Origin of the sequence: Pantoea sp. SJZ147, from assembly GCF_007828605.1 — a bacterium.
GTDB classification, from domain to species: domain Bacteria; phylum Pseudomonadota; class Gammaproteobacteria; order Enterobacterales; family Enterobacteriaceae; genus Pantoea; species Pantoea allii.
In genome coordinates, this window is the sequence record NZ_VIVB01000004.1 from 14583 (window position 1) to 27306 (window position 12724).

14 protein-coding genes are annotated in these 12724 nt (G+C 47.5%); all 14 read left to right on the forward strand.

Annotated elements, in window-relative coordinates; translation table 11 throughout:
* Nucleotides 1–108: 108 nt before the first annotated feature.
* The 14 genes from FBY13_RS07190 (at nt 109) to FBY13_RS07260 (ending at nt 12717) form a co-directional block, all read left to right on the forward strand.
* Nucleotides 109–390 (forward strand): hypothetical protein, encoded by a 282-nt coding sequence (locus FBY13_RS07190; RefSeq protein ID WP_145393829.1) that lies wholly within the window; start codon nt 109–111, stop codon nt 388–390.
* Nucleotides 391–663: 273 nt separating this feature from the next.
* On the forward strand, nt 664–873 hold the full coding sequence (locus FBY13_RS07195; RefSeq protein ID WP_145393830.1) for a hypothetical protein: 210 nt from the start codon (nt 664–666) through the stop codon (nt 871–873).
* Nucleotides 874–1087: 214 nt separating this feature from the next.
* Nucleotides 1088–1387 (forward strand): hypothetical protein, encoded by a 300-nt coding sequence (locus tag FBY13_RS07200; protein WP_145393831.1) that lies wholly within the window; start codon nt 1088–1090, stop codon nt 1385–1387.
* An 8-nt stretch (nt 1388–1395) separates the two neighbouring features.
* Nucleotides 1396–1716 carry a hypothetical protein gene (locus FBY13_RS07205; RefSeq protein ID WP_145393832.1) on the forward strand — a complete coding sequence of 107 codons (321 nt, stop codon included), beginning with the start codon at nt 1396–1398 and terminating at the stop codon, nt 1714–1716.
* A gap of 208 nt (nt 1717–1924) precedes the next feature.
* Entirely contained in the window at nt 1925–2506 is a 582-nt protein-coding gene (locus tag FBY13_RS07215) for a hypothetical protein (RefSeq protein WP_145393833.1), read from the forward strand.
* Between the two features lie 384 nt (nt 2507–2890).
* Entirely contained in the window at nt 2891–3352 is a 462-nt protein-coding gene (locus FBY13_RS07220; protein ID WP_145393834.1) for a PTS sugar transporter subunit IIA, read from the forward strand.
* On the forward strand, nt 3349–3672 hold the full coding sequence (locus FBY13_RS07225) for a PTS fructose transporter subunit IIB (protein WP_063880021.1): 324 nt from the start codon (nt 3349–3351) through the stop codon (nt 3670–3672). Before FBY13_RS07220 ends, FBY13_RS07225 begins: the two co-directional genes overlap by 4 nt.
* Nucleotides 3673–3685: 13 nt before the next feature.
* On the forward strand, nt 3686–4789 hold the full coding sequence (locus FBY13_RS07230) for a PTS fructose transporter subunit IIC (RefSeq protein WP_255474453.1): 1104 nt from the start codon (nt 3686–3688) through the stop codon (nt 4787–4789).
* 26 nt (nt 4790–4815) lie between these two features.
* Entirely contained in the window at nt 4816–7449 is a 2634-nt protein-coding gene (gene mngB, locus FBY13_RS07235; protein WP_145393836.1) for a mannosylglycerate hydrolase, read from the forward strand.
* Nucleotides 7450–7451: 2 nt separating this feature from the next.
* Nucleotides 7452–9359 carry a PTS sugar transporter subunit IIA gene (locus FBY13_RS07240; protein WP_145393837.1) on the forward strand — a complete coding sequence of 636 codons (1908 nt, stop codon included), beginning with the start codon at nt 7452–7454 and terminating at the stop codon, nt 9357–9359.
* A gap of 42 nt (nt 9360–9401) precedes the next feature.
* The gene (locus FBY13_RS07245) at nt 9402–10574 is read left to right on the forward strand and encodes a carbohydrate porin (RefSeq protein ID WP_145393838.1); all 1173 of its coding nucleotides are present in this window, start codon (nt 9402–9404) and stop codon (nt 10572–10574) included.
* 220 nt (nt 10575–10794) lie between these two features.
* A complete protein-coding gene (locus FBY13_RS07250) occupies nt 10795–11283 on the forward strand; it encodes an Hsp20 family protein (RefSeq protein WP_145393839.1) in 489 nt (162 codons plus the stop codon).
* Between the two features lie 79 nt (nt 11284–11362).
* Complete coding sequence (locus FBY13_RS07255) at nt 11363–11659, forward strand: hypothetical protein (RefSeq protein ID WP_145393840.1); 297 nt, start codon at nt 11363–11365, stop codon at nt 11657–11659.
* A gap of 257 nt (nt 11660–11916) precedes the next feature.
* Nucleotides 11917–12717, forward strand: coding sequence for an ABC transporter ATP-binding protein (locus FBY13_RS07260; RefSeq protein WP_186440797.1), 801 nt, complete (start codon nt 11917–11919; stop codon nt 12715–12717).
* The last annotated feature ends 7 nt before the right edge of the window (nt 12718–12724 follow it).

Genomic DNA, 12724 nt, shown 5'->3' on the forward strand with positions numbered 1-12724 from the left:
GTAATTTCTTTCACTTCCACTAAACAAGAGATCTTTCTGATTGAAGGTTTTCGCGCTCCGTCAATTCGTAATTCAACAGGCAGAAATTTAATACCATTTGAGGCGGTAATGGGAATAGAATCGGATTATATTGGAGATGACGCGTGGAGGAATTTAGTTGATTCCTTTAGTTGGGCCTACCCAGATGAGGATGTGAAGGTTTTAGCACGAAAAATGAATGGTATGAGCGATATAGCTATAGTAGTAAATGGTAAGATCGGTCTAAAAGGTGGTCTTGAATGGAGTGAAAGAAAAATAGCAATGTCGGAAAATATTCGACCAATTGATTGCCTCAATGATGATGTGTTGTTAAAAAAACTTAAAGAGTACCTAATCGAATTGCCATGTTGACTTCAATAGAGTGACATAATGAGTTGAAGCTTAATGAGTTTATAGATAAATTCATTAAGTGTATGAAATTGATTGAATCGCGGCGTGGTTGTTAAAATTAATGATGAACTATAAATTTCTTATAACACCAAGGTTTAAATAAAAATATTTTTTAATTAATAAGTAATTGCATTTATAAGGCGACGTACTAAAAATATCATTCGTGATACTATAGCTGGACTTCAGGTTGCTACTTTAAGCATAATTAAAAGTAACTTCAATAAGGAATTCTCTGTGACTGAACTCATATTTACAGGTTATGGAATAGACATAATAAAAAGAAATGATGATTACTACGTTCGATATGACGATGGCACAGTTGCTATGTTTGAAAAAGAATCAAAAATTACTTTTGTTGAAGCACTGAAAGCTCAACAAAGTGCACAAGATGCATATGAAGTCATGCTACTCACTCAAAATAGAAAGAAATTAAATCATAAATAAGGCTTGGTGTTTTTATATCTTACAAGAATGTATAAATTAATTAAATGTTATAGTTATGCAGCTTTTAGTACTTTTTGATTATAAGATATTAATTTTTTAAGCAGAGTGCCGATGGTTTGAGGTTGGCATTACGCTAGAGTTGTAATGGAATTGATGAGTTAGATGGAAAGTGGTCACTGCGGTCAGCCATATATTAACGGTCAACAGGATTACTATGGGTTTAGAAGGGTTGAGTCAAAAAATATGTGATATCTTGATGTCATCCTCTTACGCTAATGAAGCCGAAGAAATTAATAATCTAATGAGTAAAGTACTCACATTAAACGAAATAGATCCTGTGAGGTTCTCAGCTATTGAAAGTTTACTTTCACGCTGTCATCCAAGATGGTTAGGTGATTACTATGTTAAAAATGTTTCCTATGCGGAATGGATAAGCCTTATTACGCAATTTAAAACAAAGTTGCTTCAGTTGAAATTGAAACAGACGGCAAAAATTAAATTTAAAAAGCATTAAGGATTGATATGTTAAACGCCATAATTGTAACTATATTAGATGATAAGAAAGTGGTGTTTGAATCGGTAGGTTGCGGCCAGGACATATCTTGTTTTTCAACGCGTGGCTTTCTGGAAAAAGGAAAATCTTACTGCGTTAGCTTTGAAAACGAAAGTGAACAAATTATAGCGATTACAAAGCTGATCGAAATCGATGCTTTATTTTCATATGGACAGGGATGGGCACCATCTCAGATCATGGATTACTTAAAAGAAAAGAATAAAATCAATATGTCTTATAAAGAAATAGCATGGAATGGGTCAGGAAATTACGTTATAACAGAAAGGTAACAACCTGTTTTTACAATCCAGGACTTTACCCAAAACGTTTCCCTGTTGAGCCAGTGCAAAGAGAACTTGTTAAGCAACTCGCGCAGGTCGTGACGAGCGCAGCGGCTGTGGCAGGCAGTGCTGTCAGTGGTATCATTGCTGCTCCCGGTAACGTGCCGCGCACCGGGCGCTATATTGTGGGAACCATTCAATCGTTGGCGGTATTTTAATGCATTTTTTATCATGGCTTGTCGGGCGTAATATCGCTGAATTACTGCAACATGGTCGCGAAATAGATCAGGTAATCGCACGACAGGATAAGTCCATACTAGCCCGTTCCACTCCAGAGCTTGAACGTTATTTTACACAGCCTTCCGGGTCGCTTCCCAGGCAAAACGGCTTCCCGGTTGCAATAGTTCTGATGCTGTTGCTGGTCGCCTTTGCATTTAATTTGCTGACATTTCTGCACGCGTTACCTCCGCTCAGCCCACAGGTACATGCGTTGAGTTTTTTTGTTCCCTCAATCGTCATTATTGGCGCGATACTCACGGCCAGTTACCTGCTTGCGCGAGGCCAAACAGCCGGTGTGGCGGGGCTGGCTTACGTCTGTGCGATGTTGCTTATATCGACCGTTTTACTATTGATTTACAGCGTTGTTACGGGTATCCACTCGGGCCTGTGGCTGCTTCTGGCTTTGGTTGCTTTGGCTGGTGCTCGCTGGATACTTAACGGGCAGGCTTTCATCCTGTTTGCCATTTACTGCCGGACACAACGCCTCGCCAGCGTTGCCCGGCAGCGTCGCATGAAATAGCCCGCAGGTTGGTCTGTGGTATCCTCTTTGCAGACCAACTCATTCTCCCGTTCCGTCCACATCCCCTTTTTTATCCTCGCGTTGAATCACACTCAACACGATAACGCTGTCTCCCGTCTTCTAAAATCCACCACATATCTCCAAATATATCCCTTCCTGTCACCCTAAATAGATTCCGGCCTTACTTACTTCTGTTAAACCTTCCCTTATCAAATCAAGTGATCTGACGCTCATAACGTTTTTTATTTAGACAACGCTCCCATTTCTGGCCCGCTCTGCCGCAGACATCTTCCGCGCCTTAGCGGAAACCGCTTGTGTTTACATACCTTAGGTTTCCGTTAGGCTTTTCATCAAGGTACGGAATAATCCGGCAAGAGGGAAACCATGCTTATTGATCGCGAAAGCATATTCTTAAATAAAGCATTTACCAGTAAAGACGAAGTATTCGATTTTATCGCTTCACATGCGGTTGCTCAGGGATGGGCGATGAGCGTGGAGGAAATAAAAACCGACCTCTGGCTGCGGGAACAGGAATATTCCACAGGCTTTGAGAGCCAAATCGCCATGCCTCATGCCAAAACGGATAACGTAATAAAGGCCGGCGTGATTTTTATTCGTCTGAATGACGCAATTGAATGGCAAAGTCTGGATGGTGAACCCATCAAAATAATCTTCGCGCTGTTGGTGCCAAAATCGGGTGCCAGTTTTCTGCATCTAAAAATCATCAACGCGCTCGCAAGTCAGATTGTCGATGACGATTTCAGGCAAGCGTTGTTTACGATCGAAAATAAGGATGCCCTGCATCAGTTTATGATGCAACGAATCCAGTTTAAGGAGGAAGCATGAATATTGTAGGCGTCACGTCCTGTATTGCCGGTTTAGCGCATACGCCGATGGCAGCGAAATCGCTGGAAAAAGCGGGGCGCAAGTTGGGACATCAGGTGCATATCGAACAGCAAGGGGCGATGGGGATGATCGATAAATTAACCCCGGAACATATTGCTGAAGCGGACTTTGTGCTGATTGCCGCCGATCGCTCGATTGAAGAAGAAGAGCGCTTCGCCGGTAAGACCGTAATCAGGGTAAAAATCAGCCAGTGCGTCGGACATGCAGCCGAGGTCATTACAAAATGCGTGGCGGCTGTCGAGGCGCGCCGTAACCCGTGATATTGGTGACAAAATGAAAAAAACTATGGTCAATATCAAAAACCATTTAATGACCGGTATCTCTTTTGCGCTACCCGTCATTATTGCCGGATCGTTAGTGGTCGCGGTGGCCAAGATTATCGGTATCCTGCTTGGCGAACCTAATCTGGACAGCTTTGCCCACAGTAGCGGGCTGGAAAAATGGCTGTATCTGGCCCAGGATATCGGATTTAAAATTATTGGCTTAATGAATTACGTATTAGGTGCTTACGTTGCCTATTCCATTGCAGGTAAAAAAGGTCTGGCTCCGGGTTTTGCGGCCGGTTTGATTGCCTCTGCCACCGGCTCAGGTTTTTTGGGCGCCGTACTGGGCGGCTTGCTGGCAGGCTACTCCGCGGAATGGGTATCCCGGAAGATCCGCATTACCGGTTCTGCCGCCTCATCTGTGCCCCTTATTATCCTGCCGTTTATTACTGTTGGGCTGCAGGTTGTGGTGATGCTGTTGCTGCTGGGCGATGTCCTGTCCTGGCTTAACAGTTCGCTGATGGCCTGGGTCCAGCGTATGACCGAAGACGGCACCAATACGGTGGTGCTGGCTGCGGTACTGGGTGGGATGATCTGTTTTGACCTGGGTGGTCCGGTAAATAAAGCCGCATGGGGAACGGCAAATGTGCTGTTTATGAGTGGCGTGTATTTACCGGCCATTTTAGTGAATGTCGCCATTATTATCCCCCCCTTAGGCTACGCTGCTGCACGATTCCTCCGTCCCGGTAATTTCAGTGAGACTTTAAAAGAAGCCGGAAATGGCTCGGTCATTATGGGCATTTTAGGTATTTCGGAAGGGGCGATTCCGTTTACCTTAAAAAATCCGGCGCGATTAATTCCGTTAAACGTACTGGCGGGGGCCATGGGCTCAATGACCGTGGCGCTGTTTAAAGCCTATCCCATTATGCCGCCACTGGGTGGATTGTATGGTGGCTTTACCGTGGGGAATGCATGGGCTTACTTTCTCGGCGCATTGGTCGGGACTCTGATTATAGCCATAGGTGCAAATTTCTTAGTGAATTTTAATGAGTCGGAAATCATCAACGAAAATATCAATAACGCCTCCGATGATATTGAAATCAAATTTGACTAAAAATTTATTTTAGTAAGGTTAATAACATGAAGAAACGCATGGTTCATCTGTATACGCATACTCACTGGGACCAGGAGTGGTATTTTACCTCATCACGTTCGCGTATTTATTTGTTTAACCATATCAAAAACCTTATCCAGGTGCTGGAGGGTAATCCAGACTTTCCCTGTTATTTACTTGATGCGCAAAGTTCACTTATCGAAAGTTATCTTCAGTGGGCTCCTGAGGATCGAGCCAGACTCACGAAACTGATCGCCGATGAGCGTTTGCTGACCGGCCCCTGGTTTACCCAAACGGATCAGTTGGTGATTCATCAGGAGTCTGTTGTCAGGAATTTGTTTTACGGTATGGAAGTGGCTCAACGCCATGGCAACGTAATGAAGCTGGGCTATGTCCCTGACTGCTTTGGGCAGGGCGGCAATATGCCGCAACTCTATCGCCAGTTCGGTATCAATCACGCCTTGTTCTGGCGCGGCATCGCCGATAATACGCTGCACGAAACAGAATTTTTCTGGCAGGGTGATAACGGTGACCGGGTTTTTGCCCTGCAAATGCCATGGGGATACCACTATGGTGGCCTGCTGGATGAAACGCCTGAAACCATGAAAGCCTTTCTTGATGAGAAGATGGCGGCTATAGAAGCGCGCAGTCATCGCCAGCACCTGCTGTTTCCTCATGGCTTCGACCAGGCTCCCGTGCGCCGCAACTTGCCAGAATTAGTCGAGCAGTTTAATGCCCGTGATGATAGCCGCCATTATCAAATCAGCAACCCGCTGACATTTATCAAGGCGCTGGAGCAGGAGGTGGGCACCGACGCGCGGACATTAGAAGGTGAACTCACCGAAGCCAAACATTCACGGGTACATAAAACGATCTTTTCCTGCCGTGCTGACCTGAAGCTACTCAACAATGAGACTGAAGCGCTGCTGGTTAACACGCTTGAGCCCATACTGGCCATCAGCCAGAGCCTTGGGCATGATTATCCAAAGCATATTGTTGCCGACATCTGGAAACGCATGTTTTATAACGCGGCGCATGACAGCATCGGCGGATGTAACAGCGATGATACCAATCAGGATGTCTTCTTCCGCTATAAAGAAGCTAAAGGGCTGGCGCAGAATTTACTGGAGTTACATACAAGGCTTATCACAGAGCGCATTCCGCGCCATCATGATTTTACCTTTACCGTGTTTAATCCTCTGCCGTGGCAGGCAGCTCCGCAAATAACTTTCGAGGCCTGGTTGCCCGGGTTGCCTTTTACCTTACGTGACAACAATGGTGAGGCTATTCCCTGCGTTATTGAGCAGCAGCAGGACCTCACTCAGTATGTACTCAACCAGAGTATCCGTTTAGATCCGGGCAAGCCCTGGCACAAACCCGAAAAAGTCTATCGCACGCGACTGACCGCCAAAAGTCCTGGCTTACCCGCGCTGGGCTATTGCCGTTGGCATATGGATTTTGCTGAAGATGGGGCCACTAAGCCTGATACCAGCAACCAGACCAGTATCGAAAATGACTATTACCACATCCAGGTAGAAGCAAATGGCTTGCTGACGATTACCGATAAGCTGAGTGGGAAAGGCTATAAGCGGCAGATGCTGTTTGTGGAAAATGGTGACGATGGCGATTCTTATAATTATTCCCCGCCGCGTGCTGACTGGATCATTACCTCCGAAAACAGCATGACGGCAGTGCAAAGTCAGAAAAGTGCGATCAGCCAAAGTCTGTTGCTTACGTATGCCCTTAAGGTGCCGGGTGATCTGACCGAAAGGGCGGCAAGAGTGACATCTGCAACGCTCAATTTGTCCGTAAACATCAGGTTGCAGGACGATGATCTCATCCGGTTTACCCTGGATGTTGATAACAATGGCCTGAGCCACCGCCTTTGTGTGCACTTTGCCACGGATATCTGTGCCAACGTGTCATGTGCCGATCAATTGTTCGGCGTTGTAACCCGGCCTGTGCAGTTAACTAATGCGCTTCACCTGTGGGAAGAAGAACGCTGGCAGGAAAAGCCGATCTCGATTGAACCGATGCAAAGCTACGTCAATGTGCATGATGAGCAGCACGGCTTTACGCTGCACACCAATGGCGTTCGTGAATACGAAATCGTAGGGGATGATTTCAATACGCTCTCGCTGACGCTGTTCCGCACATTTGGTTTTATGGGTAAAGAAAATCTGCTTTATCGGCCGGGCCGCGCGTCCGGTGAAAGTATCGTAGAAACGCCCGATGCCCAGCTGTTGAAAACCTTGTCCTTTGCTTTTGGCTGGCGAACTTATCGCGGCACATTCGATGAGGCCCAACATGCCCGCATGTCGAAAACCTGGCTGACCGAGTTTCCCGTTTATCAGGACAGCGACTTCCTGAACGGACGACTGCGTTTTTGTTGGAACGATGAGAAACGCGATTATCCCGAAACCTACAGTGCGCTGAACCTGCCCGCGACGTTCAGGGATGCGCTGGTCAGTGCGGTGAAATGTGCGGAAGACCACAGCGGAATCATTGTCAGATTTTATAATCCCCATCTCGAAACCGACGTCGCCATCCCATCACTCCCCAATGCACACTTCGTGATGCTGGATGAGGTGACGCCCATGCCGACGCGCCTGACGCTCAGGCCAAATGATGTGCAGACGGTGCAGATTAAACGGATATAACCATGAGACTGTTCACCAGCAAACGGGTCAGGGACATCTTCATGACACTCGCGCAGGGCGATATCACCCAGTCCGCTCTGGCAAAAGAGATGAAGGTGTCGACAAGAACCATCCGTACTGACCTCAAAGAAGTGGGCGATATTGTCAGGCAGTCTGGTAACCGTCTTATCTATACGCGCAAAAAGGGCTTCTCTTTACAGATTAGCGATCCCGATGCCTTGCATCTGTTACTGCATCAGTGCCAACAACCCTGGAAAGAAACACGTTCGGGTGCGGAGCGTCGCGCGGCCCTGCTGGAGGCACTGCTGTTTGATGAGCAGGTCGTGATGCTTGCTGAGCTGGAAGCCGAATGGTTTATCAGTATTTACAGCTTAAGAAACGATATGGCTTTGCTGAAGCGTCACGTCTCTCTCTATCAGTTGCGTATCGTGTCGGAGGGCGATGACATCTTTAAGCTTAAAGGCAGCGAAATTGCTTTTCGGCGCTGTATATACGACCACCAACTGCGGCTCACGCAGGCCACTGACTGTGGTAATAATACCGACCTGGTCAGGGCTTATCCAGACTGTAGAAACGTGTTAAGTCGCTTTCTTAGCGATAAAAAGCTCGAAATAAGCGACGCGAACCTGCATTTTTTAAGTCTGATCGTCGCTATTGCCCAGGAGAGAATGGCGCGAGGGAAATGGCTACTGGATTTTGAATTTTGTGATGCCGAGCCTGGCTGGAAGACGCTTGCTGAAGCCTTACTTCAGTCATTATGGATTAACCCAGCCGTGCCGTTTCCGCAAAGTGAAATAGATTTCACGGCCATGAACCTTATTGCCTTTTGTACCACCACCTCCAGCCACGATTGGGTCCCTGAGGCGTATTCTGTTGAACGCACAATCATGAATCACTTTTTGAGCTACGTGAGTACATCGTGGTTTATTAACGTGAATTACGACGCGCTGTCACAGGCTACGCTGTTGAGCCATATCAGAGCCATGCGCGTTCGCGTCAACAACGCGATTACGATCGTTAACCCGCTACTTGAACAAATAAAGTGCCACTATCCGTTAATGTATGAATTAACGCTCAGTGCATTCAGCGAATTAGATCAGTTTTTCACGGCTACCGTCAGTGCCGATGAAATCGGTTATCTGGTGATGCATATTGGTGCGATTCTGGAAGAAAGTATCTGCCATCAGAGTGGTCAAGGGATGCGGGCGCTGGTGGTCAGCGATCAGGGAATGGCATCGACGCGGGTTGTCTGTCAAAAAATCATGAGCCTGTATCCGGGTTTGCACATCGTCAGGCAGATCTCCGTTGAGCAATATAGTCTGATGTCTCACGTTGAAGAAGATATTGTTATCAGTCTGGTCAATATCGTTGAAAAGAATAAACGTATTATTCTATTACCACCGTTTCCGGAAAGATGGCAGCTTGAGAATATAAAATATTATCTGGTGTCTGAAACACAACCTGTTAATGCGATGCTTAATTATTTCTCAGCTGACAACTTTTTTGTCCTCAATGCGGGGGATTATACTAAGTCATCGTTAATCACCTTTCTTTGCGACAGATTAAACGCGCAGGCGCGGGTGAATGATCATTTCCTGGCGTCTGTATTAGATCGGGAAATGCGTGCATCCACGCTGCTGGATGACAAAATCGCCATTCCTCATCCTTTAGCGCCCATTGCGTTAAGTACCCTGGTCTCCGTTGCCATTTTTCCCGATGGCATTGAATGGGATACCGGCAAACGGGTAAAGCTGGTTTTCATGTTGGCCATCAGTGAAGACCACTTCATTGACAGTATGTTGATATATGATTTCCTCACCAATATTCTGCACGACGATATTATAGAAAAGATCAGTCAGTGTAATAACTATAACGAATTTATTACGACCTCAAAAAAATACTTCCCTTAAAGGTTTTATTCACTCAGGGTTATTTAGCATAAGGAGTTGGCTATGAAATACCGTCATTATTTCTGGGGGTTGGTTTTTGTCTCTTCAGCATCCTTTTCCGCGATGACATTTGATACAGAACAAGGTGCGCTTACACTCTATGGCGATGTTGAGTTCAATCTCGACGGTGCAAGCAGAACGGGCCAGATTACCTCATTAAAAACCAGTGCTGATAAAAACTGGAAGGCAGGAGAGGCGGAACGCTGGGATATCAATGGCCGAATTTTAATCGGGCTGGATGGTTACCGTAGCATGGCGGATAAATCCTTTGCAGGCTTTAGCGTGCAACCGCTGGCTGACCTGTCAGGCGGGCTTGAGTTAGACGATGCCGCCTTTTTCTTCGGTCAGGAAAAAGACTGGAAGGTGAAAGTGGGTCGTTACGAAGCCTTTGATATGTTCCCGCTTAACCAGGACACGCTTATCGAGTATTCCGGCAATACCGCTAACGATCTCTATGAAGATGGCTATGGCTATATCTACATGATGAAAGAGGCGCGTGGCAGGGGATCTGCGGGTGCCATCCAGCTGAGCAAAACAATCGGGCGTTTTTATTTTGAATTAAATACCATGGCGAATGACGGAACCAAATTGTTTCAAAATGGCGAATACCATGGCAATACGCTTGAGCATAAAAAGAATGTCATCTATCTGCGTCCGGTTATCGCCTGGAAAGGTAACGATGTAACGGCGGCGGTCGCCATGGAAAGCAATGTGGTGAGCAATGCGTATGGTTATACGGACCAAAATGGTCAGTTTCAGGATCAGTCCAGGCGCAACGGTTACGGTGCAACGCTAAGCTGGAATGGCCAGCGCGCCAACCCGGATAATGGCGCAGTCATCAATCTAAGCACGGCGTACATGGACGCGAAGAAAGAGCAAAACTTCAGTGCGGGTCTGAATGGCTTATGGCGTGATATTCAACTCGGCTATATCTATGCGCGCAACGATGTTAAAGAATTTACGCTGCAGCATCTCCCTGCAGCCAGCCTGAGCGACTTCATTTTAGGGAAGTATGACATTCACACCGTTCACTCCTCGTACCGTTTTCGCAATGTAATGAATATGCAAAATTTCGATATCTATCTGGGCGCTTACTGGTCTCAGGTTCATGCCGATAACCATAGCGGAAATAAAGATCGTTACGGCACCCGAGTCAGGTTCAAATATCACTTCTGATCACCGGCTGATGCTCTCTGTACTGGCTCTGAAGCGTCATACAGAGAGCGGTCCTGCTGGCCGTGACATCTGTAACAGAACAGGTGACAGTCACCTTAAAAAAATTTTTTTCATCCTCTTGAAATTCCCCGAAACGATCCTATAAATTTCTCTGAGCAACGGGGAAGGTCCCCACGCAGATGAGCTTTTGAATGAACCATTAATTCAGGAGGTTATCACTATGGCATTACGTAGTTTCCCTGTATTTCCTTCTGTCGCGGATTCCGCATTCTCTGACCGGTTTAACCGTATCGATCGGCTTTTTAGCCAGTTGACAGGTGATGCGCCCGTGTCGGTTTCACCCTCTTATGACCTCAGACAAACTGACAATGAGCACTATGAGCTCACCGTCAGCGTACCCGGCTGGAAAGAAAGCGAGCTGGAGATCGAGGTGGCGGGCGGTCGCCTGACGGTTACCGGCCAGAAAGAGGAGGTGACGGATAACGAGGCAGACAAAGAAGGTCAGAACAGCGGCTGGTTACATCGGGGCATCAGTCGTTCAGACTTCCGTCTGAGCTACAGCGTGCCCGAACATATGAAAGTGACCACTGCCCGGCTGCAGGACGGATTGCTGCGGGTCGGTTTGCATCATGAGGTGCCAGAAAGCGAGAAACCTCGCCGCATTCCGATTGAACACCGCACCTCCGAGGCAATTGAACATCAGGCTTAATGGCAGTTTGACCCGACAGCGGGGAGCGTGAACAGCGCTCTCCGCACTATGTTATCAAGCGGATAATCAGGAGGCTGTTATGAGAGTCATCAGCGTGCCCGAAGATCGTAGCCTGTATCCTAAACTGGTCGGCGAGACCGTCATGGCTGCCAAACTGCAGCTGGGCAGGACCCGCTTGTCGGTGAATTACAATAAAGTGCCAGGCGGAATTCTGCCTGTGCTGGTGGTGGATTTTTACAATGAGAAGGGCAAGCTCTACACCTTACATTATAACCTGCCACCGGATACCCCAGAGCGTACCGATCGCCGGGTATCGTTGCTGATGCGCTTGATTGAGAAAGAGGCCAACGAGGAAAAGCTGGCTGAGGCGGTTTAACCGCTTGTCCCTACAGTGAAATCGAGGAGATAGGTTATGTTGAATACATTGATGCTACATAGCTCTCTGGGTGCTGGCATGTTAGCCATTACCGCCAGCCTGTTTCAAAACCGATTTAAATAGTCTGTTCTGTCGTTCGTTATCCCCATCTTTTGGTGCCGCTCAGTCGGCACCTTTTTTCATTTCGCCAGAATGCTTGTTTTTTCAAAACCCAATAGTTATGTTATAACATAACAAATAACGAGTGGGTTAACATAATGCGGCCTGAGACGTTACGTCCTACGGAGTCGATACTGCGGGTGAACATTGGGGCGCTGTACAAACCCGATGGCGGTTGCCTGCTCAATGACATTACCTTCAGCCTCCGGGCAGGTGAGCGCCTGGCCATTATCGGGCCGAACGGCAGTGGTAAAACCTCATTGCTGCGGGCGATAAGCCGCGAGCTGGCGCTACAGCAGGACGAGATTGCACTCAACGGGCGCTGCCTGAAAACATTTACCCGACAGGACTTAGCCACATGTGTTGCCGTTATGGCGCAGAACGACGTGCCTGATCTGCGGTTGTCGGTTGAAGATTACGTTGCACTTGGACGCCTTCCTCATGCCCGCACCTGTCCGCATTCTGTAAACCAGCGCATTGTCAGCGAGGCGATAGCGGAAACGGGGCTGCTGGGGTTACGGCGACGTTCGTTACATGCGCTATCGGGGGGAGAACGGCAAAGAGCCATGCTGGCGCGCGTTCTGGCCCAAAAGCCACAGCTGATATTGCTGGATGAGCCGACCAATCACCTTGATCCCCTGGGACGACATGCGCTGCTGACGTTAATCAAAAACAAAGGCATCACGGCCGTTGCGGTGTTGCACGATCTGTCACTGATTGACGGCTTTGCAGACCGCGTGCTAATTCTGTCGCAGGGCGAGCAGGTGGTCTTTGATACGCCAGCCCGAGCCTTGTCATCCCGTTATCTCCGGCCGGTGTTCGGGTTAAACAGTTTTACCGTACCGCATCCCGCTAACGGAAAACATTTACGCATTTTCGAGGTGCCAGACTGTGCCTGAAACATTG